26 protein-coding genes and 1 pseudogene are annotated in these 25,069 nt (G+C 61.3%); 13 read left to right on the top strand and 14 right to left on the bottom strand.

Translation table 11 applies throughout. The features are described from left to right. Window positions 1–61 precede the first annotated feature (61 nt). Window positions 62–2,374, bottom strand: coding sequence for an NADP-dependent malic enzyme (locus AC1DOG_RS20440; RefSeq protein WP_477930611.1), 2,313 nt, complete (start codon window positions 2,372–2,374; stop codon window positions 62–64). Window positions 2,375–2,628: 254 nt separating this feature from the next. On the opposite strand from AC1DOG_RS20440, the gene AC1DOG_RS20435 reads away from it, so the two are divergent. Continuing rightward, the gene (locus tag AC1DOG_RS20435) at window positions 2,629–3,441 is read left to right on the top strand and encodes a UDP-2,3-diacylglucosamine diphosphatase (protein WP_026283711.1); all 813 of its coding nucleotides are present in this window, start codon (window positions 2,629–2,631) and stop codon (window positions 3,439–3,441) included. Window positions 3,442–3,611: 170 nt separating this feature from the next. After that, window positions 3,612–4,832, top strand: a complete 1,221-nt coding sequence (locus AC1DOG_RS20430; protein ID WP_477930609.1) for an MFS transporter — start codon at window positions 3,612–3,614, stop codon at window positions 4,830–4,832. Here AC1DOG_RS20430 and dgcA read toward each other — a convergent pair. Continuing rightward, a complete protein-coding gene (gene dgcA / locus AC1DOG_RS20425; protein ID WP_477930607.1) occupies window positions 4,784–5,767 on the bottom strand; it encodes an N-acetyl-D-Glu racemase DgcA in 984 nt (327 codons plus the stop codon). The two genes, AC1DOG_RS20430 and dgcA, sit on opposite strands and share 49 nt — an antisense overlap. Before the next feature lie 98 nt (window positions 5,768–5,865). Here dgcA and AC1DOG_RS20420 point away from each other — a divergent pair, with 98 nt between their 5' ends. The 5 genes and pseudogenes from AC1DOG_RS20420 to AC1DOG_RS20400 form a co-directional block, all read left to right on the top strand. After that, window positions 5,866–7,035, top strand: coding sequence for an MlaE family lipid ABC transporter permease subunit (locus AC1DOG_RS20420; protein WP_477930605.1), 1,170 nt, complete (start codon window positions 5,866–5,868; stop codon window positions 7,033–7,035). A 9-nt stretch (window positions 7,036–7,044) separates the two neighbouring features. Beyond that, window positions 7,045–7,893, top strand: a complete 849-nt coding sequence (locus tag AC1DOG_RS20415) for an ABC transporter ATP-binding protein (protein ID WP_018902369.1) — start codon at window positions 7,045–7,047, stop codon at window positions 7,891–7,893. A 9-nt stretch (window positions 7,894–7,902) separates the two neighbouring features. Beyond that, window positions 7,903–9,273: an MlaD family protein gene (locus AC1DOG_RS20410; protein WP_111565061.1), complete on the top strand. Its 1,371-nt coding sequence runs from the start codon at window positions 7,903–7,905 to the stop codon at window positions 9,271–9,273. Between the two features lie 16 nt (window positions 9,274–9,289). After that, window positions 9,290–9,898 carry an ABC-type transport auxiliary lipoprotein family protein gene (locus AC1DOG_RS20405; protein ID WP_018902371.1) on the top strand — a complete coding sequence of 203 codons (609 nt, stop codon included), beginning with the start codon at window positions 9,290–9,292 and terminating at the stop codon, window positions 9,896–9,898. Window positions 9,899–9,927: 29 nt separating this feature from the next. After that, window positions 9,928–10,170: pseudogene (locus AC1DOG_RS20400) on the top strand (GNAT family N-acetyltransferase); the annotation flags it as partial. Between the two features lie 187 nt (window positions 10,171–10,357). On the opposite strand, the gene AC1DOG_RS20395 reads toward AC1DOG_RS20400, so the two are convergent. Both AC1DOG_RS20395 and AC1DOG_RS20390 read right to left on the bottom strand, forming a co-directional pair. Further along, window positions 10,358–10,513 carry a hypothetical protein gene (locus tag AC1DOG_RS20395; RefSeq protein ID WP_477930603.1) on the bottom strand — a complete coding sequence of 52 codons (156 nt, stop codon included), beginning with the start codon at window positions 10,511–10,513 and terminating at the stop codon, window positions 10,358–10,360. Window positions 10,514–10,672: 159 nt separating this feature from the next. Beyond that, a complete protein-coding gene (locus AC1DOG_RS20390; protein ID WP_181459357.1) occupies window positions 10,673–10,849 on the bottom strand; it encodes a hypothetical protein in 177 nt (58 codons plus the stop codon). Window positions 10,850–11,075: 226 nt separating this feature from the next. Between AC1DOG_RS20390 and coaD the strand changes: the two genes are divergently transcribed. The 5 genes from coaD (at window position 11,076) to tgt (ending at window position 14,995) form a co-directional block, all read left to right on the top strand. Beyond that, complete coding sequence (gene coaD / locus AC1DOG_RS20385) at window positions 11,076–11,570, top strand: pantetheine-phosphate adenylyltransferase (RefSeq protein ID WP_112945832.1); 495 nt, start codon at window positions 11,076–11,078, stop codon at window positions 11,568–11,570. 25 nt (window positions 11,571–11,595) lie between these two features. Continuing rightward, window positions 11,596–12,159 (top strand): peptidylprolyl isomerase, encoded by a 564-nt coding sequence (locus AC1DOG_RS20380; RefSeq protein WP_018902377.1) that lies wholly within the window; start codon window positions 11,596–11,598, stop codon window positions 12,157–12,159. 26 nt (window positions 12,160–12,185) lie between these two features. After that, window positions 12,186–12,695, top strand: coding sequence for a peptidylprolyl isomerase (locus AC1DOG_RS20375; RefSeq protein ID WP_113011371.1), 510 nt, complete (start codon window positions 12,186–12,188; stop codon window positions 12,693–12,695). Window positions 12,696–12,781: 86 nt separating this feature from the next. Beyond that, entirely contained in the window at window positions 12,782–13,864 is a 1,083-nt protein-coding gene (gene queA, locus AC1DOG_RS20370; protein ID WP_477930600.1) for a tRNA preQ1(34) S-adenosylmethionine ribosyltransferase-isomerase QueA, read from the top strand. Further along, window positions 13,865–14,995 carry a tRNA guanosine(34) transglycosylase Tgt gene (gene tgt, locus AC1DOG_RS20365; RefSeq protein WP_018902380.1) on the top strand — a complete coding sequence of 377 codons (1,131 nt, stop codon included), beginning with the start codon at window positions 13,865–13,867 and terminating at the stop codon, window positions 14,993–14,995. It begins immediately after the preceding gene. A gap of 3 nt (window positions 14,996–14,998) precedes the next feature. Here tgt and AC1DOG_RS20360 read toward each other — a convergent pair whose 3' ends face one another. The 7 genes from AC1DOG_RS20360 to rutA form a co-directional block, all read right to left on the bottom strand. Continuing rightward, on the bottom strand, window positions 14,999–15,427 hold the full coding sequence (locus tag AC1DOG_RS20360; RefSeq protein ID WP_477930776.1) for a DUF4864 domain-containing protein: 429 nt from the start codon (window positions 15,425–15,427) through the stop codon (window positions 14,999–15,001). 80 nt (window positions 15,428–15,507) lie between these two features. Beyond that, window positions 15,508–15,816, bottom strand: a complete 309-nt coding sequence (locus AC1DOG_RS20355) for a hypothetical protein (RefSeq protein WP_018902382.1) — start codon at window positions 15,814–15,816, stop codon at window positions 15,508–15,510. Between the two features lie 111 nt (window positions 15,817–15,927). Beyond that, window positions 15,928–16,443, bottom strand: a complete 516-nt coding sequence (locus AC1DOG_RS20350) for a flavin reductase (RefSeq protein WP_477930597.1) — start codon at window positions 16,441–16,443, stop codon at window positions 15,928–15,930. Between the two features lie 27 nt (window positions 16,444–16,470). Then, window positions 16,471–17,262: a pyrimidine utilization protein D gene (gene rutD / locus AC1DOG_RS20345; protein WP_477930595.1), complete on the bottom strand. Its 792-nt coding sequence runs from the start codon at window positions 17,260–17,262 to the stop codon at window positions 16,471–16,473. 5 nt (window positions 17,263–17,267) lie between these two features. Continuing rightward, entirely contained in the window at window positions 17,268–17,657 is a 390-nt protein-coding gene (gene rutC / locus AC1DOG_RS20340; protein ID WP_112430980.1) for a pyrimidine utilization protein C, read from the bottom strand. Between the two features lie 26 nt (window positions 17,658–17,683). Beyond that, entirely contained in the window at window positions 17,684–18,421 is a 738-nt protein-coding gene (gene rutB / locus AC1DOG_RS20335; protein WP_477930593.1) for a pyrimidine utilization protein B, read from the bottom strand. Then, a complete protein-coding gene (gene rutA / locus AC1DOG_RS20330; protein WP_477930591.1) occupies window positions 18,418–19,506 on the bottom strand; it encodes a pyrimidine utilization protein A in 1,089 nt (362 codons plus the stop codon). The genes rutB and rutA overlap by 4 nt, the downstream gene beginning before the upstream one ends. A 430-nt stretch (window positions 19,507–19,936) precedes the next feature. Between rutA and AC1DOG_RS20325 the strand changes: the two genes are divergently transcribed. After that, on the top strand, window positions 19,937–21,709 hold the full coding sequence (locus tag AC1DOG_RS20325) for an ABC transporter ATP-binding protein (protein WP_477930589.1): 1,773 nt from the start codon (window positions 19,937–19,939) through the stop codon (window positions 21,707–21,709). A gap of 110 nt (window positions 21,710–21,819) precedes the next feature. Here the strand turns inward: AC1DOG_RS20325 and AC1DOG_RS20320 are convergent, their stop codons facing one another. The 3 genes from AC1DOG_RS20320 to AC1DOG_RS20310 form a co-directional block, all read right to left on the bottom strand. Continuing rightward, window positions 21,820–22,599 carry an ABC transporter ATP-binding protein gene (locus AC1DOG_RS20320; RefSeq protein ID WP_477930587.1) on the bottom strand — a complete coding sequence of 260 codons (780 nt, stop codon included), beginning with the start codon at window positions 22,597–22,599 and terminating at the stop codon, window positions 21,820–21,822. Window positions 22,600–22,745: 146 nt separating this feature from the next. Then, complete coding sequence (locus AC1DOG_RS20315) at window positions 22,746–23,042, bottom strand: hypothetical protein (protein WP_477930585.1); 297 nt, start codon at window positions 23,040–23,042, stop codon at window positions 22,746–22,748. 350 nt (window positions 23,043–23,392) lie between these two features. Beyond that, window positions 23,393–24,814: an ISNCY family transposase gene (locus tag AC1DOG_RS20310; RefSeq protein ID WP_477930583.1), complete on the bottom strand. Its 1,422-nt coding sequence runs from the start codon at window positions 24,812–24,814 to the stop codon at window positions 23,393–23,395. Window positions 24,815–25,069: the final 255 nt, after the last annotated feature.

Here is a 25,069-nt window from a genome sequence, read left to right as displayed (position 1 = left end):
CATTGCTTGTCTTAACAAGCTGCCGCTCAGAGCCTAACGCATTTTCAGCGTCCAAGGCAAATCATGCGGGCTGGGACGCCTCGACGACCGCGAGGGCCGCCATGTTGACGACGCCACGCGAGGTGACCGACGGCGCCAGGATGTGTGCCGGCATGGCCGCGCCGAGCAGGATCGGGCCGACATGCAGGCCATCTGTCATCGACTTGACGACACCGAGCGTGATGTTGGCCGCATCGAGGTTCGGGAAGACCAGAAGGTTGGCTTCGTCGTGCAGCGTGGTGTTCGGCATGACGCGCTTGCGCAACGTTTCCGAGATCGCGCTCTCGCCGTGCATTTCGCCATCGACTTCCAGATCGGGCGCGGTGTCGCGGACGAGCTGCAGGGCATTGCGCATCTTCGTGGCGCTTTCCGATTCACGCGAACCGAAGTTCGAGTGCGAGACGAGGGCAGCGCGCGGCGTGATGCCGAAGCGCTTGATTTCCTCGGCGGCGAGAACGGCGGATTCCGCCACTTCCTCGGCCGTCGGGTTGAACGTCACATAGGTGTCGGTGAAGAAGGTGGCGCCGCGCTGCGAGATCAGCAGGCTGAGTGCCGAGAAATCACGGACATTCGGGCGCTTGCCGACAATCTGGCGGACGTCGCGCAGGTGCTTTTCATAACGGCCTTCGAGACCGCAGATCAGCGCATCGGCCTCGCCGCGCTTCAGCGCCAGCGCGCCGATGACCGTGGTGTTGGTACGAACGATGGTGCGGGCCGCTTCCGGGATGACACCGCGGCGGCCGACCAGCGACAGATAGAGCTCGACATATTCGCGGAAGCGCGGATCGTCTTCCGGATTGATGACGTCGAAATCAGACAGCGGACGGATGCGCAGGCCGTAGCGCTTCAGGCGTGTTTCGATGACCTGCGGACGGCCGATCAGGATCGGCTTGGCGATGCCTTCCTCGAGCAGCACCTGGGCGGCGCGCAGCACGCGCTCGTCTTCGCCTTCGGAGAAGATGACGCGCTTCTTGTCGGCATTCTTCGCCGCCGCGAAGATCGGCTTCATGACGAAGCCGGAGCGGAAGACAAAGCGGTTCAGCTGGTCGAGATAGGCGTCGAAATCGGCGATCGGGCGCAGCGCCACGCCGCTATCGGCCGCGGCCCTGGCGACAGCCGGCGCGATGCGCAGGATGAGGCGCGGATCGAAGGGCGAGGGGATGAGATAGTTGGGGCCGAAGATCGGCGTTTCATCCGAATAGGCGCGGGCGGCGACATCGGACGGCTCCTCGCGGGCGAGTGCGGCGATGGCGCGCACGGCCGCCATCTTCATTTCCTCGTTGATCGTGACGGCGCCGCAATCGAGCGCGCCGCGGAAGATATAAGGGAAGCAGAGGACGTTGTTGACCTGGTTCGGGAAGTCCGAGCGGCCGGTGCAGATCATCGCGTCCGGGCGGGCGGCGCGGGCGAGATCCGGCATGATTTCAGGGTTCGGGTTGGCGAGCGCCATGATGAGCGGCTTTTCGGCCATCTGCGCCAGGAGTTCCGGCTTCAGGACGCCGGCGGCCGAGAGGCCGAGGAATACGTCGGCGCCGCCGATGTTTTCGGCCAGCGTGCGGGTGTCGCTCTTCTGAGCGTAAACGCTCTTCCATTCGTCCATCAGCTCGACGCGGCCTTCGTAGACGAGGCCTTCGAGGTCGTGAACCCAGATGTTTTCGCGCTTGGCACCGAGGGTGACGAGCAGGTTGAGGCAGGCAAGGGCTGCGGCACCGGCGCCGGAGGCGACGATCTTGACCTCTTCGATCTTCTTGCCGGCGAGTTCAAGGCCGTTCAGGATCGCGGCGGCGACGATGATGGCGGTGCCATGCTGGTCGTCATGGAAGACCGGGATCTTCATCTTTTCGCGCAGCTGGCGCTCGATCTCGAAACATTCCGGCGCCTTGATGTCTTCAAGGTTGATGCCGCCGAAGGTCGGCTCGAGCGCGGCGACGGTTGAGACCATGTGATCGACGGTCGTTGCATCGACCTCGATATCGAAGACGTCGATGTTAGCGAACTTCTTGAAGAGAACGGCCTTGCCTTCCATGACCGGCTTGGAGGCCAGCGGGCCGATATTGCCGAGGCCGAGAACGGCCGTGCCGTTGGAGATCACGGCAACCAGATTGGCGCGCGAGGTGTAGTCGGCGGCGGTTTCCGGATTGTCGCGGATGGCGAGACAGGGGGCGGCGACGCCGGGCGAATAGGCGAGCGCGAGGTCGCGCTGGTTGCCGAGCGGCTTGATGGCCTGGATCTCGATCTTGCCGGGACGGGGATAACGGTGGAAGAACAAGGCCTGTTCATCGAGGCTGCCGCCTGCCGCTTTGTTGTCCGTCTTCGGTTTGTCGCTGTGATCCATCGTAATGCTCCAGGCTGTCGCACATGCTTTCATTGGAGCGCTTTCAATACATCAATCGAAAGACGGTAACAGCGAGAATTTTGATTCCTATTGCTAAAACAGCACAAATGTAAAAACCCGTGACGGCAAAGTCGTGGCGATTTGTGACGGAAGTCCCCCTGGTCCGGGCCGTGTCATCTTCCTGAAACACGAGTCTGGTTTTCAGAAGTACAGATGAAGCATGGGGCACGGGCAGTATGCTTGTGAAGGACAATATGGATACGCGCCACTTCCGTACGCTCTTTATTTCCGACGTCCATCTCGGCTCGAAAGCCGCGAAAGCCGACTTCCTGATCGACTTTCTGAAGTACCACGAAGCCGACACGATCTTCCTGGTGGGAGACATCGTCGACGGTTGGCGCCTGAAGCGCAGCTGGTACTGGCCGCAGGAATGCAACGACGTGATCCAGAAGCTGCTGCGCAAGGCGCGCAAGGGAACGCGTATCGTCTACATCCCCGGCAACCACGACGAATTCCTGCGCGACTTCCCCGGCATGCACTTCGGCGGCATCGAAGTGGCCGAGCGGATGATGCATGAAGCGGCCGACGGCAAGAAGTATCTGGTGCTGCATGGCGACGAGTTCGACGTCGTGGTGCGCAACGCCCGCCTGCTCGCCTATCTCGGCGACTGGGCCTACGACATGGCGATCATGATCAACATCGGGCTCGCCGCCATTCGCCGCAAGCTCGGCATGCCTTACTGGTCGTTCTCGGCCTGGGCGAAGCTGCAGGTCAAGCACGCCGTCAACTTCATCGGCGAGTTCCAGAAGGTGGTGGCCGACGAAGCCCGCAAGAGCGGTGCCGACGGCGTGATCTGCGGCCACATCCACCATGCCGTCATGGAAGACATGGACGGCGTGCGTTACATCAACACCGGCGACTGGGTCGAAAGCTGCACGGCAATCGCCGAGCACGAAGACGGCACGTTCGAGCTGATCGAATGGCGCACCATGGGCGGCGCTGCCGCTCCGGCTCCGCTGGCGCTCGAAGATCACCGCAAGCGCGAACCGGCACAGCAGGCAGCCTGATACCACCAATTGTTTCGCTGTTGCGAAATGGCATTGTGCAGCTGCTGCCGTTGCCGTTTCGCGACAGTTTTTGCTTATTTTTGAAATCGGTTTGGGGCGACCTCATCTCGCCTTGGTTGCCATTAAGGTGACGTGTTAGGCAACTTGCAGGTTCCTTTCAGGTCACACCGATGATTCCCGCCACGAATGCCTCTTTTACAGAGGTCGCGCCCGCCCATTTCCGGCTGCTGAGCGCTTTGTCCTATTGCGCGCCACTGCTTGTAAACGGTGTCGCGTTGCCATTCTTTCCCGTCTGGCTGGCGATGCACAAGTTCAGCGACCACGAGATCGGCATCATCCTCGCCGTGCCGATGGTGGTGCGCGTGCTCGTGGCACCGATCGTGGCGATGTACGCGGACCGGATGAAGGAGCGCGCCGATGTGCTGGTGTTTTCCGGCGGCCTGTCGCTGTTGACGGCAATCGCGCTCTACTGGACCGACACGTTCTGGCCGGTGCTGATCGTCTACACCATCCAGGGCGCTACCTTTTCTCCCTATGTGCCCGTGGTCGAATCGATCGTCATCTCCGGCGTGCGGCGCTGGGGGTTCGATTACGGCTCGATGCGGGTTTGGGGTTCTGTCGCCTTCATCGCCTCGACGCTCGTCGGCGGGCGGCTGATCGGAAACTGGGGCGGGCAGATGGTTCTGCCCGTGATGATCTTCGGTTTCGTCATGACGATGGTGATGGCGCTCTATTGTCCGCGCATCGGGCCGACGCGGCGGCGCGGCACGCCTGTCGATCTGCAGCAGGCGACCGGCAGTTCGCTCAGGCAGCCGCATCTGCTGGTGCTGCTCATCGGCGTCGCCATCCAGCAATCGAGCCACGCGCTGCTGCAGGCGTTTGCGACGATCTATTGGCGGGATCTCGGCTTTTCGGGCACGGAAATCGCGTTGTTGTGGAGCGCTGGCGTCGCAGCGGAGGTGACGGTGTTCTTCCAATCGAAGCGGCTCAGCCGACGTTTCGATGCCTGGACGCTCATCCGTGTCGGCGCCGCGGTCTGCGTCTGCCGGTGGCTGTTGTTTCCCATGCAGTGGGGCTTCGTCGGCTTCTTCCTGCTGCAGTGCCTACATGCCTTCAGCTACGCCTTCGTCCACACTGGCGTGCAACGGCGGATCCTCGCCTCGGTGCAGGCGACGCAGGAATCGTCGGCGCAGGGTGCCTATTTCTTCTATAACGGCATGTTCATGGGGCTGATGACCATCGCGTCGGGCTACATCTACGCAGCACTTGGCATGGCGAGCTACTACATCATGGCGCTGACGGCGGTGCTGGGGCTAGGGCTGATTATCGTCGCCTATTATCTTCAGCCCCAGAGTGCCGGTTCCGGCGGGAAGACGAGCGAACCGGCGTAACGCAGGCCCGGTTCGCGATCGCGGGCAAGAAGCAGCGGGCCGTCGAGATCGACGAAAGCCACGTCCTGGGCCAGAAGCACGGCCGGCGCCATGGCGAGCGAGGTTCCCACCATGCAGCCGAGCATGATCTGAAACTCGAGCCGCTCAGCTTCGCGCTTCATCGCCAGGGCCTCGGTCAGGCCGCCCGTCTTGTCGAGCTTGATGTTGATGGCATCATAGCGGTCGCGCAGGCTGGCGAGATCGCCGGTGTGATGGACGCTTTCATCGGCGCAAACGAGGATAGGGCGGTCGATCTCGGCTAGCAGCTCGTCCTTGCCTGCCGGCAGCGGCTGCTCGACCAGCGCCACGCCGCATTCGGCGGCGACCCGCAGATGGTGGGCGAGGCGATCCTCCGGCCAGCCTTCGTTGGCGTCGAGAATGATGGCGGCGTTGGGGGCCGCAGCACGCACCGCCCGGATGCGGCTCTCGTCGTCACCTGTGCCGACCTTGACCTTGAGCAGCGCGCGGGCCGCGTTGGCGCGGGCGTGCTCGGCCATGACTTCGGGTTCTCCGAGCGAGATCGTGTAGGCTGTCGTCAGCGAATGCGGGGCGGTGAGGCCGAGCATGGCCGCGACCGAGGTGCCGCTTTGCTTGGCCTCAAGGTCCCAGAGGGCGCAATCGACGGCGTTGCGGGCGGCACCCGGTGGCATAGCCTGTTGCAGGTCGGCGCGGGAGAGGCCGGCCTCGATCAGCGGCCTGATGGCTTCGATCTGCGCGCCGACGCTTTCCATCGTCTCGCCGTAGCGCCGATAGGGGACGCATTCGCCGCGGCCGGAGACGCCGTTCTCGCTCACCGTGCAGAGGATCACCTCCGCGCTCGTCTTGGTGCCGCGCGAGATGGTGAAAGTGCCCGCAATCGGAAAAGAGTCCGTCTGAATTTCAAGTGACCGTGGCATAAATGCAATCCTGCAAGCATGGAAATCTGGTGCGGCATCGTTATATTGCCTCAACGCCGCGACGCTATGTTCGCGAGTCGGCAATGTCGCCGTAAGCCTTGAGAGACACAAGCATTTTGAAGTCCGAGAACCGTAACGCCGCCTCACTGCACGTGGACGACCAAGCTCATGGTTCGGATACGCTCGTGCATCTCGAAGGCAACTGGCGAAGCGCCAACATACATCTCGTTCTCAAGGATTTCGACAAGCTTTCGGCCCACAAGGGCGGGAACCTTACGCTCGATCTCTCCGGGATCACCGATATCGACACGGCCGGCGTCTGGCTGCTCTGCCGGCTGAAGAAGCAGGTCGAGGATGCCGGCGGCACTGTCCATATCGAGGGCAGCAACCAGCATATCGACGAGCTGCTCGAATCGTTTTCCGAGGAACGTCCGAAGCCCGAGTCCGAAGAGGTTCTGCTGCGTTCGCTGCAGGAGCGGATTTTCGCGCCCATCGGTCGGATGATGTACGATCTGTGGAACAATCTTTCCGCGGCGATGTACATCCTCGGATCGGCGGTGCGCGGCGCGCAGATGAAATTCGGACGCGGCAGCGGCGTTTCGCCGGCGTCGATCATCAACCAGATCGACCATATGGGCGTTCGCGCCACGCCGATTATTCTGCTGATGTCCTTCCTGATCGGCGCGATTATCGCGCAGCAGGGCGCCTTCCAGCTGCGTTATTTCGGCGCCGAAGTGTTCGTCGTCGACCTCGTCGGCATCCTGCAATTGCGCGAAATCGGCGTGCTCTTGACCGCCATCATGATCGCCGGCCGTTCGGGTAGCGCGATCACGGCTGAAATCGGCTCGATGAAGATGCGCGAAGAGGTCGATGCGCTGAAGGTCATGGGCCTCAACCCGATCGGCGTGCTGATCTTCCCGCGCCTGGTGGCGCTGACCGTTGCGCTGCCGCTTCTGACCGTGCTTGCCAACTTCGCCTCGCTGTTCGGCGCGGCCGTCGTTGCCTGGGGCTATTCGGGAATCACGTTTGCCAACTTCATCGCCCGTCTGCATGAGGCGATCACCCTGTCGACCGTGCTGTCGGGGATGATCAAAGCGCCGTTCATGGCGCTCGTTATCGGTATCGTCGCCGCCGTCGAGGGCTTAAAGGTAGGTGGTAGCGCCGAATCGCTCGGCCAGCACGTGACCTCGGCGGTGGTGAAGGCGATCTTCGTGGTCATTCTCATGGACGGGCTATTCGCCATGTTCTATGCAGCTATTAATTTTTAGGGATTTTGCGTGGACGAGCAGCAGACAACGACCAAGGACGAGGCAGGGCGGGACATCGTGCTTTCAGCGCGCGACGTCACTGTTGGCTTCGGGTCGAAGATCGTTCTCGATAATCTCAACCTCAATATCTACAAGGGCGAGATCCTGGGCTTCGTCGGTGCGTCGGGCACCGGCAAGTCGGTGCTGATGCGCACGGTGCTGCGCCTGCTGCCGCGCCGCTCCGGGCAGATCAAGATCCTCGGCCAGGACTTCGACGAACTAAACGAGCCGCAGCGCAACGCGCTCGACATGCGTCTCGGCGTTCTCTTTCAGCAGGGTGCGCTGTTCTCCTCGCTCACGGTGAAGGAGAACATCCAGGTTCCGATGCGCGAGTATCTAGACCTGCCGCCTGCGCTGATGGACGAACTGGCGCATCTGAAGATCCGGCTGGTGGGTCTGGCGGCGGATGCGGCGGACAAATACCCTTCGGAGCTCTCAGGCGGGATGATCAAGCGTGCTGCACTGGCGCGCGCGCTGGCGCTCGATCCTGAACTTGTTTTTCTCGACGAGCCGACCTCGGGCCTCGATCCGATCGGGGCCGCGGAATTCGACGAGCTGATCGCCAAGCTTCGCGATACGCTCGGTCTCACCGTCTACATGGTGACCCACGACCTCGACAGCCTGTTTTCCGTCTGCGACCGCATCGCGGTGCTGGGCAAGAAAAAGGTTATGGTCGAGGGGACGATCGAAGACATGCTGGCCTATGACGACCCCTGGGTTCAGGCTTATTTCAAGGGCAAGCGCGCGCGTTCGATCGTGCCGCAGGATGGCCACGCTTCAGCCGACATCAGGCTGGCGCAAGATAGCCGCGGGAAGTGAGCGGATAAGATGGAAACCAAAGCGAACTACACAATCGTCGGCTTCTTTACGGTTCTGGTCATCGCGGCTGCCTTCGGCTTCGTTTACTGGATGGCCGAATATGGCCGTGGCGGACCGATGGCCGAGCTCATCGTGCGCATTCCGGGCTCGGCGAACGGATTGAGCGTCGGCTCGCCGGTGCGCTTCAACGGCATTCAGGTGGGTTCGGTGCAATCGCTGTCGATCGACGCCGATGATCCGCAGTTCTCGCTGGCGTTCACCGAAGTGCGCGTCGATGCGCCGATCTATCCGACGACCAAGGCGATCCTTGAGATCCAGGGCCTGACGGGCGCTGCCTATGTCGAGCTTTCCGGTGGCCGCGTTGGTGAAAAGAACATCCTGCAGACGGCGGCGGAGACGGGCAAGCGTGCGGTCATCGTCGCTGACCAGTCGAGCGTCACCAACCTGCTTGCCACCGCCGACAAGATCCTCGACCGTGCCAACGACGCCGTCGGCCAGGTTCAGGGTTTCGTCAAGGATGCCCGTGGACCGCTGACGAAGACGCTGCAGAACGCCGAGACTTTCTCGGATGCGCTGGCCAAGAATTCCGGCAACATCGACAGCTTCCTGCAGAGCGTAGGCCAGCTTTCCGATACCGTGCGCAACGTGTCCGGCCGCGTCGACTCGACACTGGCTGCGATCGAATCGCTGGTGAAGACGGTTGATGCCAAGAAGATCGATACGATCCTCTCCAACGCCGAAACCGTGAGCCGCAATGTCGCCGACGCCTCGGGCGGCCTGAAGGACGCCATTCAGAAGTTCCAGGAGACGGCCACCACCTATAACGACTTCGGCAAGAAGGCGCAGGCGACGCTCGACAAGGTCGACACGCTGGTGGCGCAGATCGACCCGGCCAAGGTGAAGGGTTCCGTCGACGACATCGCGCAGACGACCAAGGATGCGCGCGCGGCGGTCGCCTCGATCAAGGATGTCGCCAACACGGTGAATTCGCACCAGAAGGACATCGATTCGACAATCCAGAACGTCACGCAGATGGCCAACAAGCTGAATGCCGCATCGACCCGCGTCGACGGTATCCTGGCGAAACTCGATACGCTGCTTGGAGACGACAGCACGCAGTCGATGTTCACGCAGGCGCGCGAGACGCTGGATTCGTTCAAGAAGGTCGCGGACAATCTGAACAGCCGCATCGGACCGATCGCCGACAACCTGCAGAAGTTCTCGAGCGGCGGCTTGCAGAACGTTCAGGCGCTGATCAACGATGCACGTTTGACGGTGCAGAATTTGAACGATGCGATCAGCAATTTCGACAAGGACCCGCAGCGACTGATCTTCGGCGGGGACACAGTGAAACAATATGATGGCCGGACCAGGCGTTAACAGGGGAAGTCAACATATGGCTGTGTCGGATATGCGTCGTTCGCGTCTTATGAAGACCATGCTCGCTCTGCCGCTTCTTGCCCTGGCATTGTCGGGATGCGGAACGGCGGCCAAGAACGATACCTATGATCTCTCCGCGCCGGTCAGCGGCAGCGGCCCTTCGGCGAAGGGGCGCCAGATTCTGGTGCAGCAGCCGACGGCTTTGCAGGCGCTGAACAGCGAGCAGATCGTCATCAAGGTGTCGTCCTCGGAGATTCAGTATCTCGCCAAGGCGCAGTGGAGCGACAAGCTTCCGCGCATGGTTCAGGCCAAGCTCGTCGAGGCCTATGAGAATTCCGGCAAGCTCGGTGGCGTCGGCGTTCCCGGGCAGGGGCTGGCGATCGACTATCAGGTCGTGACCGATATCCGCGCCTTCGAGATCCGCACCGGTGGTGGCAGCCAAGCGGTGGTCGAGATTTCGGCCAAGATCCTCAACGATCGAAACGGATCGGTGCGGGCGCAGAAGGTGTTCTCGCAGACGGTACCTGCTGGCGGCGGCTCCAACGAGGCCTTCGTCAAGGCGCTTGACCGCGCATTTGCGGGCGTCACCAGCGAGATCGTCGACTGGACGCTGAAGTCGATCTGATCGATCGGGACGCTGTTTGGGAGAGCGGCATGATCCGGATTTTGGGCGCTGACGATGTGGAAGCGTTCAAGCGCATCCGGCTCGAGGCGCTGCGCCTGGAGCCATCCGCCTTTGCCAGCAGCTTCGACGAATGGGCGAAGCTTCCCGACGATGAATGGCGTCGGCGACTGCTCGCCGATCCCGTCTTTCTTGCTTTCGACGGTAACGAGCCCGTGGCTATCATGGGGCTGCTGCGGCAGCGGGCCGGCAAGATGGCGCATCGCGCGACGATGTCGGGCTGCTCAGAGCCGATCAAAAGACGCTATGCTTGCCATGTAGTCTCTTATCTTCTTCGGTTTCGCGCCGCAGGGCGGTCACGGTCGATGCCACAGATACGATAAACATGATGCTGATTAGGGCGGTAAGCACAGTCAAGATCGTGAACATAAGCAATCCTCCAGGATTTTGCTTTCACGTCCGTTAGTATTGGCTCACGACAGCCGCACGGGCCGAAGCATAAGGGCCGTAAACCTTGGACGCATCTACCTTCTGATCATAAAGCGCAACAGTTGCTGCAAGCATACCCGTCATCATTACCATCCATACTGCGCTAATCATGGTAATCTTGTTTGGCATATTCATCTTCCTTGTAGCGCCTATTTGCGCAACGCTTCGATTGAAAGAACGCGTCCGTTTGGAATTGGTTCCGCAGGACATTGACAAGTCGTTTACCAACGCCGATCTGAAGCCTCTTTGAATGCCTCGTTCATCTGGCGTTCATCTTCCTAAATCGGTTTATGCGTCTTCTCTAATCGGTTTAAAGGAGACGCGACCCATAACGCGTACGATCTCGTGATGTTCCCTCACGTCGCTGCGTACCCATGCCGCGTCACGCACTTCCAGGATGTAGGCGTAGACAAATTCGAAGGCGAGGGAGAGTGCGACCGAGGTGATGACAAGCAGGATGAGCATCGTGGGTTTCCAGGAGTGAACCGATCCCTGTCGGCACCGGCGGCGTTGATGCATCCTGTTATAGAGATCGCGGCTGAAGCGGCCTTGAATGGGCCGTTCATCCGGCATTCAGTCGCCCGGCGAGCACCGGTCGCGCCCCTATCGGCACTGGGCGGAGCTTGGGGCAAATGACTTGCGGCAAGGCTTTATCCGTGACAAAAGGCGTCGAAACAAATGGCCGGGGCCAATGACGACAGCTTTCTATCCGGGGTCTTTCGACCCGATCACGAACGGACATGTTGACGTGCTCGTCCAGGCGCTGAACGTTGCGTCGAAAGTGATCGTCGCGATCGGCATTCATCCGGGCAAGACGCCGCTTTTCTCGTTCGAGGAGAAGGGTGAGCTGATCCGCCAGTCGCTGGCCGAGGTGTTGCCGGAGCGGACGTCGGATATTTCGGTCGTGTCCTTCGACAATCTCGTGGTCGATGCTGCCCGTGCGCATGGCGCGACGCTTTTGATCCGGGGCTTGAGAGATGGCACCGATCTCGATTACGAAATGCAGATGGCGGGCATGAACCGGCAGATGGCGCCGGATATCCAGACCGTTTTTCTGCCCGCCGGCACGGCCTCGCGGCCCATAACCGCCACATTGGTCCGTCAAATCGCAGGCATGGGAGGCGATGTCAGTGCATTCGTGCCTGCCGCCGTCTTGAAAGCCCTTCAATCCAAGCGCAAATCCTAGGCATATTCGCCGAAACGGAGCTCACATGAAACTTTTCTATATTGCATTTGCCGGCGTGCTTTATCTCGCTTCGTTCGTTGGCGACGTCTTCGCCGCCGACACGATGACGATCCAGCTGAAGAGCGGCCCCGTCGTGATCGAGCTCGCGCCTGATGTCGCGCCGAAGCATGTTGCCCAGATCGAGGCGCTGGCCAAGAAGGGCGCCTACGACAACGTAGCCTTCCACCGCGTGATCGACGGCTTCATGGCACAGACCGGCGACGTGCAGTACGGCAACATGGAAAAGGGCTTCGACAAGAACCAGGTCGGCACCGGCGGTTCGGATATGCCGAACATTCCGGCCGAGTTCTCCAAGACCCCGTTCGTGCGCGGCACGGTCGGCATGGCGCGCTCGCAGGATCCGAATTCGGCCAACTCGCAGTTCTTCATCATGTTCGCTGACGGCTCCTTCCTGAACGGCCAGTACACGGTTGTCGGTAAGGTCATCTCCGGCATGGAGAACGTCGACAAGATCCAGAAGGGCGAAGGCCAGAACGGCGAAGTCAGCAATCCTGACCGCATGGTCAAGGTCACCATCGCCAAGAAGTAAGTTTCAAGACCAGTAGGAGATTAAGAATGGCTGAGATCAAGGATCCGGAAAACACCATCATCCTGGAAACCACCAAGGGTAATGTCGTAATCCAGCTTCTGCCTGAAGTGGCGCCCGAGCACGTGGCCCGCATCAAGGAACTCGCACGCGAGAAGGCCTATGATGGCGTCGTGTTCCACCGCGTCATCAACGACTTCATGGCGCAGACCGGCGACGTGAAGTTCGGCAAGAAGGGTGGCGAGAGCTTCAACCCGGGTCGCGCCGGCATGGGCGGCTCCGAGAAGCCGGACCTGAAGGCTGAATTCTCGGCCATCAGCCACGTTCGCGGCACCTGCTCGATGGCGCGTTCGCAGAACCCGAACTCGGCCAACTCGCAGTTCTTCATCTGCTTCACGGATTCTCCCTGGCTGAACAAGCAGTATTCGGTCTGGGGCCAGGTCATCGAAGGCATGGACAACGTCGACAAGATCAAGAAGGGCGAACCGGTCGTCGATCCGGATTCGATCGTCTCGATGCGGGTTGCCGCCGACGTCTGATTGTGATGTTTGCTGGAACCCGCCCTTGCGCGAGAGCGCGGGGCGGGTTTCGCTTTGCCTGGACCAGCCTTCCCGGAACTGCCCCTATGCGCGTAGACCTTTTCGACTTCGAGCTTCCCGATGAACGGATCGCTCTGCGGCCCGCCGAGCCGCGCGACAGCGCGCGCCTGCTGGTCGTCGATCCCAATGGCGAAACGCAGCTCTCCGATCACCGTGTGTCCGACCTGCCGTCCTTCCTGAAGGCGGGGGATGCGCTTGTGTTCAACGACACCAAGGTCATTCCGGCGCAGCTCGAAGGTATCCGGCATCGCGAGGGCGCGGGTGGCCAGCAGGTTTCGGCGACGCTGCACATGCGCGTCGGCGCCAATCGCTGGAAGGCCTTTGCCAAGCCCGGCAAGCGCATCAAGGTCGGCGACCGGATCGCCTTCGGCCACGGTGGCGAAAGCTGCCTTCTCGGCTCGCTCGACTGCACAGTGGAAGAAAAGGGCGAGGGCGGCGAGGTGACGCTGGCCTTCGATCTGTCGGGTCCTGCGCTCGACGAAGTGATCCATTCCGTCGGCCATATTCCGCTGCCACCCTATATCGCCGCCAAGCGCGCCGAGGACGAGCGCGACCGCGCCGACTATCAGACGATTTATGCCCGCGAGGACGGCGCTGTCGCAGCGCCCACCGCCGGGCTGCATTTCACGCCCGAACTCTTCGCGGCACTCGATAAGGCCGGCATCGAGCGGCATTTCGTGACGCTGCATGTCGGCGCCGGCACATTCCTGCCGATGAAGGTCGACGACACCGACGACCACAAGATGCATCTCGAGAGCGGCTATGTCAGCGGCGAGACGGCCGCCAAGCTCAATGCCGTGAAGGCGAGGGGCGGGCGGATCATCTGCGTCGGCACCACCTCGCTGCGGCTGATCGAGAGCGCTGCACAGGACAGCGGCGAGATCCTGGGCTGGGCGGGCGCCACCGGCATCTTCATCACGCCGGGCTACCGCTTCAAGGCGGTCGATGTGCTGATGACCAACTTCCACCTGCCACGCTCGACGCTGTTCATGCTGGTCTCGGCCTTTGCCGGCCTGGAGACCATGCACGCAGCTTATGAACATGCCATTTCCACAGGCTACCGCTTCTATTCCTATGGCGATTCCAGCCTTCTTTTCCGGAAAGACTAGATGACCGAGAACTTCCAGTTCACCCTCAAGAAGACCGATGGCGGCGCGCGCCTCGGCGAAGTCTCCATGCCGCGCGGCACGATCCGCACGCCGGCCTTCATGCCCGTGGGCACCGTCGGCACCGTCAAGGCGATGTATCTCGACCAGGTGCGCGAGGGCGGCGCCGATATTATTCTCGGCAATACCTATCACCTGATGCTGCGGCCGACGGCAGAGCGCGTGGCGCGGCTTGGCGGGCTGCACAAGCTGATCCGCTGGGATGGGCCGATCCTGACCGATAGCGGCGGCTTCCAGGTCATGTCGCTGTCGGGTCTGCGCAAGCTCGACGAGCAGGGCGTGACCTTCAAGAGCCATGTCGACGGCAGCCTGCACCACATGTCGCCGGAGCGCTCGATCGAGATCCAGGGGCTGCTCGACAGCGATATCCAGATGCAGCTCGACGAGTGCGTTGCGCTTCCGGCCGAGCCGCGCGAGATCGAACGCGCCATGGAGATGTCGCTGCGCTGGGCCGAGCGCTGCAAGGTCGCTTTCGGCAACCAGCCGGGCAAGGCAATGTTCGGCATCGTGCAGGGCGGTGATATTCCGGCACTGCGCGTACGCTCGGCTGCCGCGCTTGCCGATCTCGACCTCAAGGGCTACGCGGTCGGTGGTCTCGCAGTCGGCGAACCTCAAGCTGTCATGTTGAAGATGCTCGAGGAGACGCTGCCGGTCCTGCCGACTGAAAAGCCGCGCTATCTCATGGGCGTCGGCACGCCCGAGGACATGCTGCGCTCGGTGGCGCGCGGGATCGACATGTTCGATTGCGTGATGCCGACGCGTTCCGGCCGTCACGGCCTGGCCTTTACGCGCCGCGGCAAGGTCAATATCCGCAATGCCCGCCATGCCGAGGATATGCGCCCGCTCGACGAGCAGTCGAGCTGCCCGGCGACGCGCGACTATTCACGCGCCTACCTGCACCATCTCGTGCGCTCCAACGAGGCGCTGGGCGGCATGCTGCTCTCGTGGAACAATCTCTCCTATTATCAGGAACTGATGCAGGGCATCCGCAAGGCGATCGCCGAAGGTCGCTTCGCCGACTTCATGGCAGAGACGGAAGCCGAATGGGCTAAGGGCGATATCGACCCGGTCTGAGGCTCAGATACCTTTGCTTTCAGTATCAGGAAGGATCTGGACGCCACCGATCTTATAGCTGCTATCCGGCTGACGGATGACCTGGTAGATCGCCGTCCAGTCCTTGCCGTCGCGGCCGGAGATCAGCACCTCGTGGTAGATCATCGCGCCGTTGTCGATCGAGCGACTGCGGCCGAAGGCGTAGTTTCCTGGGTGATAGACCGGCTCGTAGCTCTTCTTGACCATGGCAAAGAAGACGTTCTTGTCGGGATAGACGGCCTTGATACCAGGAGCGGCATAGGAATAGGCCGCTTCCGAATCGTCCTGCAGGAAGGCCTTGATCTGCGCCTCGATCATCGACCGCGTGGTATCCAGCGGGTCTTCCGCGCGCGCCGACGACAGCGTGAAAATCGCGGTGAGACTAAGGATGAGGACTGCGAAGAAGGCGCGCATCGGCATATCTCTCACTATCCCGTGGCTATAGCCGCCACCCCTTGAATTGTAGGGCTTTCAGCGCGCAAGGAAAGAGGCAATCAGAGCCGGCCGCGTGCGAATATTCGCGACAGGATCAGACCGGCGACAAGCACGCCAGCGGCGATGAAGATCGTGTCGATCGGGGTGCCGATATAGAGCGGCCCGACATTGGCGAACAGCAGGAAGGCGACGACGAAGTTCGCCCAGCCCCAGACGACGTTCAGCTCCGCCGAACTTTCGCCGGCGCCTGACATGCGCACGAATGGCGTGCGGAACGGCCGGCCACAGACGCCGTTCACGAAGTGCGGAATGCCGTTGGTCATGATGGCGGCGGCAAAGAAGTGAACGATAAAGGCGATCCAGGGCATCGGCGTCTCCGAGATGGTCATCCCCGTGGCGCGACGGGACGTCACGTTACGGGATGAGCCAGAATTCCGGCAGGGAACGCGTTGACCTAAGCTCTTGTTCCATAAGCGGGATCAGATCGTGTGGTAGCGGCGATCGAAATAGATCAGCGCCTGGCCGCCTTCGTTCTCCTTGATCGCCACCACCTCGCAGATCAGGATGTCGTGGGTGCCGCCATCGGAGACCGACTTCACCTTGCAGTCGAGCGAGATCAGCGCGTCGTCAAGCGCGGGCGCGCCTGTTTCCAGCACCGACCAGCTGGCGCCTTCGAACCGTTCCTGCACCGGGGTCTTGCCACCGAAGCGCCGGCTCAGATCCTCATGGGCGTGCGACAGCGTGTTGACGCAGAGCACGCGGTTGGCGTTCACGGCCGGATAGGCGGAGGAGCCGCGATTGATGCAGACCAGGAGCGTGGGCGGATCGTCGGTGACGCTGCAGACGGCGGTTGCCGCAAAGCCCGCGAGGCCTGCCGGTCCATCCGATGTGACGACGTTGACGGCAGCGCCGAGGCGGGCCATGGCGTTGCGGTAATCCTGCTTGCGCTGGTCGGGAACAGCATCCGCGACTGTCGCTGGCGCTTGTGGGATCATTTTGGCTGATGCTTGCATATCGGGGTCCTAGCGGATTTCGGATCTCGCGTCACGAAGGAAGCGCAGCATGGTGTCGTTGAACGTCTTGGCCTCCGTCACGTTGACGGCGTGGGCGCCGAAGTCGGTCAGAGCCAGTTCGGCATGCGGCAGTCCCTCGGCGAGGCGCACCGATCGGGTGTAGGGGACGAGAAGGTCGTCGCGGGTGGCCATGACCAGCGTGTGGGCAGCGATATCCGACAGCCTGTCGTCGAGATCGAAGGCCCGGAGAGCCGCGATACGACGCAGGATGTTGGTCTTGCCCTGGAAATGGGCGATGGCGTGGCGCTCCTCTGTATCGAGACGCTCGGCATTCTCGGACATCCAGACCGACGGATAGAGGAAGAGCGGTTGCGCCTTGACGAACATCTCGACGCCCGACCGCTCCAGCAGCTCGATCCTGACATCGAAGCAGCGGCCGGAATGCGCGTCCCCCTTGCTCCAGGCGTTGACGAGGATGAGCTGGCCGATCATGTCGGGGCGGCGGAGCGCGATATCGAGCCCGATCAGTCCGCCGAGCGCGTGGCCCACGAAATCGAAACGCTCGATGCCGAGTTCCAGCGCGATCTCCAGCACATCGTCAGCCATGGCGGCGATGCCGCCCGCCTCGGGCACCTCGCCGCCGGTGCGGCCGGTGCCGCGATGATCATAGGTGATGACGCGGAAATCGCCTGAGAGCGCCTCGATCTGCGGTGCCCAGTAGCTTGCTGCGCCGCCAAGGCCGGATGACAGGATGACGGTCCTGGCACCGGCATGGGTCTGGCCATGTATGTCGTAATGCATGCTCGTCATTTCTTGCCGATATGGGCGACGGTTGCGATCTCGACGAGCGCGTCTGGTTTCACCAGGCCGCACTGGACGCAGTAGCGGGCCGGCTTGTCGCCGGGGAAATATTCGGCATAGACGGCGTTGACGGCCTGGTAATTGGCCCAGTCGGTGACGAAGATGTGGTTCATGGTCACGTCCTCCATCGTGCCGCCGGCCGTCTCGATCACCGACTTGATGAGTTCGAGCACATGGCGGGTCTGGGCGCCGGCATCGCCGACATGGACGACATCGTTGTTCTTGTCAAAGGGCAGGGTGCCGGAGACATAGACGATGCCGTCGGCAAGCGTGCCCGGCGAATAGGGGGCGATCGGCTTCTGGGTTCCCTCTGGGACGATGATCGATTTTGGCATGATGTGTCCTCTTCTATTGTTCTTAATCAGGCTTCGGTGGGCGCTGCTTGTGAGATGACGCCGCAGAAATCGTTGACGGTGGCGACCCAGCCGAAGAATTTCTCGACGTTGTAGACGGTCGCCTGCTGGATGAAATCAGGCCCGAGGTGATGGGTGGCGTCTTCGAGCATCACGCCGAAATATTCGAGGTGGAAGGCATCGCGGAGCGAGCTCTCGACGCCGACATTGGTGGCGATGCCGACAAAGACGAGATTGCGGATGCCGCGAGCGCGCAGCACGCTGTCCATGTTGGTGTTGAAGAAGCCGCTGTAGCGGGTCTTCGGTACCAGAATATCGCCCGGCTGCGGCTGCAACTCGTCGACGATCGCATAGTCCCATGTGCCCTTTGCCAGAAGCTGGCCCTGCAGTTCCGGCCGCTGACGCATCGTCTTCAGCGCATTCGACTTGTGATAATTGGGCGAGCCCGGACCGCCGGCCTCGACATAATCCTTGTCCCAGCCGTTCTGGAAATAGATGACCTGGACGCCCGCGGCACGCGCGGCGTCGAGCGTCTTCTTGATGTTGGCGATCGTGCCCTTGGCGCCGGCGATGTCGAAGCCGGCGAGGTCGACATAGCCGCCTTCCGTCGAATAGGCGTTTTGCATGTCGACGACGACGACGGCTGTCTCGCTGGGCTTCAGCGTGATCGGCTCGGGGCGGGCGGGGAGGGTGACGCTTTGCGTGCGCTCGCGCGGCGCCTCGTATCCAACGGGTGCGACGCTCATTCGGCGGCCTCCAGCATTTCGGTCACGTGGCGGCGGCTCTTCATCAGCGGCTGGACGTATTTTCCGAACTTCTCGACGCCTTCGACGAAATCGTCGAAGGTCAGCATGACACCACCGGTGCCGGGTACCCCGGCCATCTCGTCGAGCATGGCGGCGACCTCCTCATAGGAGCCAATCAGCGTGCCCATGTTGATATTGACCGCCGAGACGGGGTTCGACATGTGGCGAACATTGGTGTCGGAACCGGACTTGGTATCGGCGGCACTCTGCAGGCCGAGCCACTTGATCGCCTCTTCGTCGGCGCCTGCCTTGTAATGCTCCCACTTCGCCCAGGCGTCTTCCGACTTTTCCTCGGCAAGCACCATCGTCAGCACGAAGGAACGCACGTCGCGTCCGGTCTTTGCCGTTGCGTTGAGAAGGCGCTGGTTGGTGGAGGCGAATGCCGTGGGCGTGTTGACGCCGACGCCGAAGCAGAAGCTGTAATCGGCATAGGCGGCGGAGAACGCCATGCCCTTGTCGGACGAGCCGGCGCAGATCAGCTTCACGCTTTCGGGCACCGGCTTCATCCGGCAATCGTCCATCTGGAAGAACTTGCCCTTGAGATCGGACTGGCCCGTCGTCAGAAGGTCCTTGAGGACGGTCGTGTATTCGCCGAGATATTCATAACGGTCGCCGAAATAGTCGTCGCCCGGCCACAGGCCCATCTGGCTGTATTCCGGCCGCTGCCAGCCGGTGACGAGATTGACGCCGAAACGACCGCCGGAAATGCTGTCGATCGTGGTCGCCATGCGCGCGACGATCGCCGGCGGCATGACCAGCGTCGCAGCCGTGCCGAACAGCTTGATCTTCGACGTGACGGCGGCAAGGCCGGCCATCAGCGTAAAGGATTCCAGATTGTAGTCCCAGAACTCCGTCTTGCCGCCGAAGCCGCGGAGCTTGATCATCGACAAGGCAAAATCGAAGCCGTATTTCTCGGCCTTCAGCGTGATCTCCTTGTTGAGCTCGAAGCTCGGCTTGTACTGCGGCGCGTTTTCCGACAGCAGCCAACCATTGTTTCCGATCGGAATGAAAACACCGATTTCCATATTTGCTCTCCTCTTGAGGCAATGCGGCCAAGGACTTGGTTCGGCATTTTCAATGCAGGTGGCGTGCCAGATTCATAAACGTCAATAAAATCAGAGTGATGCGGTATCGCTGAGCATGCTTTATTTATCGTTTGGTCAATTTTTTACCGAACGATAAATTTCATGCCGAAAAAGCAGACAATGCTGCTCAAATTTTTAGCCGCACGCGATAGCGCCTAAATATTCTGCAAGTCCGCGCGTCGCGACTATTGCCTACAACCGCGAGACGCGGCCTCACCAAGAAGTAACTTGACTTTTTGAAGCCGGATTTGGATATCGGGCAAATTCTTGAAGCGGCTGGCCTTTGCCAGGACGCACTGTCTTCCACACAGTTGCATTCAGCGCCCGATGGCGCGCCGCAAACTTTTTATGTCAATTGGGAGGCTCGCGGATGAGCACATCGTCGCTGCTGAAACGGTTCGCTGGTTACTACAAGCCGCACCGGGGGCTGTTCGTGCTCGATTTCGGCAGCGCGGTGACGGCAGGGCTGCTTGAGCTTGCCTTTCCCGTTGCCGTGACGATGTTCATCGACAGATTGCTGCCGACAGGCCAGTTGGGTCTGATCGGACTGGCCGCGGTCGGGCTGCTTGCAATCTATGTCGTCAACGCCGGGCTGCAGGTGATCGTCACCTATTGGGGCCACATGCTTGGCCTGAAGATAGAGACGGAAATGCGGGCGAGGGCGTTCGATCATCTGCAGAAGCTCTCCTTCTCCTATTTCGACAACCAAAAGACCGGCCATCTCGTGGCGCGGCTGACCAAGGATCTCGAAGAGATCGGCGAGGTCGCGCATCACGGCCCCGAAGACATTTTCATCGCCGTGATGACGCTGGTCGGCGCCTTTATTCTGATGTGGTGGGAACATCCGCCGCTGGCGATCGTGACCGCGCTGATCGTGCCGCTGACGGCCCTTGTGACGACGCGCTACGGCCGCCGCATGACGAAGACCTGGCATTCGCTCTACGGCCGCGTGGCGGATTTCAACGCCCGCATCGAGGAGACGGTCGGCGGCATTCGCGTCGTCCAGGCCTTCGCCAACGAGGACCACGAGCGCAAGCTCTTCGCCGTCAACAATGCCGGCTATCTCTCGACCAAGCTGCAGGCCTATTGGGCGATGGCAGCCTCGACGTCACTCTCCTATCTCTCGATGCGCTTCGTGCAGGTGGTCGTGATGCTCGTCGGCGCCTGGTACGTCACCCGAGGCGAACTCTCGGCCGGCGGCTTCGTCGGCTTCCTGCTTCTCGTCGGCGTCTTCTTCCGGCCGATCGACAAGATCAATTCGGTCATCGAGACCTATCCGAAGGGGATCGCCGGCTTCCAGCGCTATACGGCGTTTCTCGACACCGATCCCGATATCGCCGATATCAAGGACGCCCGAAACATGCCACGCCTGACGGGCGACATTCGCTACAGCGACGTTCGCTTCGCCTACCAGACAGGAAAGCCGATCCTCGACGGGCTCGACCTGACGATCAAGGCGGGCGAGACGATCGCCTTCGTCGGGCCATCAGGCGCCGGCAAGACGACCGTCTGTTCGCTGCTGCCGCGCTTTTATGACGTCACCAGCGGCGCCATTTCCATCGATGGCGTCGACATTAGACAGATGACGCTGGCGTCGCTGCGCTCGAGCATAGGGATCGTGCAACAGGACGTGTTCCTGTTTGCAGGCACCATGCGCGAAAACATCGCCTATGGCAGGCTGGGCGCGACCGAAGCCGATATCCTTGATGCGGCCCGCCGGGCGCGTCTCGACGAGGTGATCGCCGGTCTGCCGGCTGGACTGGATACCATCATCGGCGAGCGCGGCGTCAAGCTCTCCGGCGGTCAGAAGCAGCGACTTGCGATTGCCCGCATCTTCCTGAAGAACCCGCCGATCCTCATTCTCGACGAGGCGACGTCGGCGCTGGACACGGAGACCGAACGGGCCATCCAGCAATCGTTGGCCGAGCTGTCTCAAGGCCGCACGACACTCGTCATCGCCCACCGGCTGGCGACGATCACCGAGGCGGACCGGATCTGCGTGATCGACAAGGGTAGGGTGGTCGAAGAGGGGAGCCACCGTGACCTGCTCCGGCGCGCAGGCCCCTATCGGCGGCTGCATATGGCGCAGCAGACGAGCGCCCCCGACGATGATGGGGCGCCGGATACGAAGAAGCTTGCGTAGGTTTTGGCGCTGAAATCCTCACCTAAGGTGAGGATCTTGATTGTCTCATTTAATCTGAGGCTTGGCCGCCTATGCTGTTACACGGTCGGCAGACTGAACGCGTCTTTACGCTAGAGCAGATAACTGACCGGCTCGTTGCTGACAGGGTGCGGGAAGACGCCCATCTCGACGCCGAAGACCGACTTCAGCACGTCCGACTGAACGATCTCGCTAGGCTTGCCGCGCGCCGAAATCCTGCCGTCGTTCAGCGCCACCAACTCGTCGCAATAGCGCGCGGCGAGGTTGATATCGTGGAGGACGACGACGATCGTCAGGCCGCGCTCGTGGCTCAGCTCGCGCAGCAACGACAAGACGCCCGCCTGGTGGGCGAGGTCGAGTGCGGAGGTGGGTTCATCGAGCAGCAGGCAGCTGGCGTTCTGCGCCAGCATCATGGCGATCCAGGCGCGCTGGCGCTCGCCGCCCGACATGTTCGCAACGAGACTGTCGGCGAAGCGCTCGAGATCGGTGCGCCGGATCGCATCCTCGACCAGATCGCGATCGGCCTGGGTGAAGCGTCCGAGCGTGCCGTGCCAGGGGAAACGGCCGAGAGCGACCAGCTCGCGCACCGTCATGCCATCGGTGGCGGGGGTGAACTGCGGCATATAGGCGATCTCGCGGGCGAAAGCGCGCCCGCCCCAGCTTGCCGCCGGCTTTCCCTGAAGCGCAACAGCGCCCGACGTCGGATCGACCTGGCGGGCGATGGTCTTCAGGAGCGAGCTCTTGCCCGACCCGTTTGGCCCGACCAGCCCATAGACGCGGCCGGCCTCAAGCGTCAGATCGACACCGCGCAAGATATGCTTCTTGCTGGCCTCGTAGTGGATCTGCGACAGACTGAGAAATTCGGCGGGCATGATTGGCATCTCCGGCTGCATGTGACGCGACGCCGGACATCCGGATCGCACGGATGTAACTGCAAAACTTCACCGGCGATGTCAACTTATGCGGCGACGGGAATAGGGCGGTGCATAGTATTTCGTTCTGGGGCGAACGACGCGTCTCAAGCCTCTGAGAGAATTGCCTGAACCACTGCTCGTGCCCTGAGGATTGTGTCGGGTCTTTGAGAGATGCTCATTAAGACAGTTTCGACCTTCACCAGGTAGTTGACGACTTCAGCGGCCGGCGCACCTTGGCGAAGCTGCGCGGCGGCGTTCTGAAGGTAGCTGTCATATTCGTCCTCGAAACCGGCTGCGTCATCGTCGCGCCATGTGCACCCGTCGGGCATGAGCCCGATGGGATCCCACATCGACCAGCCGATATCTCTCAGCTTCGACAAATCAAGTATGGATGACGACACGCGGTTGTCCTTCAACGCTCATGCAGGCGAGACTGTACATGTACATCTAAAAGGCTGCTACGGGCGCCGGCACAAGCGGTGAGGGTCAGTTGCTGACAACAACAGGGCGTGCAGTCTTTTAAATGGAAGCATGGACTTTATTATCTTCGTTGCATCTGAAAATAGAATGCACCCGGCGACAAAAAGTCAAAGCTGAATAGGGCTGCGACGTTGTCAGCCATTTAGAAACGCGACACTGGCTGCTCGGATCAGCCCGCGATCCGACCGGCTGGCCGGGGTTGAAAGGGCGGAGCGGGGGCGGGTGAGGGGCACCCGTTCGGCTTTAGCTTGGACACTATCTCCACACCCATTCATTCCGCAGCTTCCATCCGAGCCAGTGCTTTCTGGCGCCGCGCAATCACCGCCGGATCTTTCATGTAATCTGTCCTCGGTTTGCGGCCACGCTTCTGATAGCCGTTCGCCGTGCTGCCGTCGCGAATGCCGAACATATGATCCGTCTGCCCAGTGCGGCGAGGGCCGCTTCTGCTGCGCTGCTGCTCACGCCCGGCCTGCATCTCCGCGACAACAGACAGCATGTCGTCCAGACGCTTGTTGTCGACGACCTCGGCGCGATGCACCGAGCGCAATGTGTCAAAGGTTTTGTAGGGCAGGGCAAAGCTCTCGTGCATGATCTCAAGCCGTCCGTCTGGATAATCGCAGACAATCACCTTCCGGCCTGCCAACGGCCTGGAAATCTCGGTCGGATCGAGAATGAACAGCACCTTGTCGTAACGCAGCGTCAGGGATTGCGACAGCGTGCGTACCTCCTTGCGGCACATGGCGCCATCAAGGTTCTCATGGTTGGCCAACGGCCGGTGCATGTCCTTCGGATTGCGCGGCGGCTTGCCGAAACGCGCGTTGAAATCCGCAATGAACTCAGGCGCATAAGCATTGGCAGCCTCGATCGTGTCGATGCCGCGAAGCCGCATCTCCTTCACTAGCCGATCTTGTAATGTCTGATTGGCGCGTTCCACTCGGCCTTTGGCCTGCGGGGTGTTGGCGCAGATGATGTCGATGTTCAGCTCATAAAGCGCCCGGCCGAATTGCGTCAGGCCGCTCGTCCGGTCCTTCTCCGACGCATGGGTCGAACGAAAAACACCGTGCTTGTCACTATAGAAAGCCAGCGGTTTGCCCCATTGCTGCAGATAGGCCTTGGTCGCGTGAAGATAGTCGAATGTGTTCTCCGAGCCGGCAAACCGTAGATGCAGCAGCTTGCCGGTGGCGTCATCGATATAGACGAGCAGGGCGCATTTTGGCCCTCGGTTCTCGAACCACCAGTGATGCGAGCCATCGATCTGCACCAGTTCGCCAAAGCAATCACGCCGGCCGCGTGGCTGGAAAACCCGCTTCTTGCGTTCTCTGCGTGAGACCCAGATACCAGCCTCGGTCATCCATTGTCGCAGCGTCTCCTTGGCGACAGAGATATGGTGCAGCTCGATCAGCTTCTCACGCGCCAGCGTCGGACCGAAATCCAGATAGCGTTCGCGGATCAAATCCAGCGCCGCATTGCGAAACTCCTCGCTGTGGCGCCGATTGCTCGGCCGTGATCGCTTCTTCGAAACGAGCCCGGCCGGGCCATCCCGGTCATAGGCCTGCAGCAGCCGATGGACTTGGCTTCGACTGAGGGAGAGCCGTTCGGCCGCCTGGACGACGCTCAGGCGTTCCTCACGGATCTTCTGGATGAGTTCGAGGCGATACAATTCGTTCCGCGACATGATGATCAAAAAGGACATGACGACTCCGACCGCTCATTGTCTCGACCAGGCTGAAGATCGTCATCCTTGCTCCCAACGTTGGCTTTGACCAGTGCGCCGAGAGGCGAGACTGTCGCATCTCTAACTGGCCCAACTGTCGCATTACTAAATAGCCGTGGAGAAGCTAACCCAAGTGCGCCGTGCCTGTACTTCAGGGTAGGGGATCACCCTCCTTCTTGCAAATGAGCCATAAACACCTCGGCTGGTGTCTTGTAGCCGAGGCATTTACGGGGT

Source organism: Rhizobium sp. 01N48, assembly GCF_056399145.1.
Note: the sequence above shows the minus strand (reverse complement) of the source record. Positions and strands in the feature narration are given on the sequence as shown.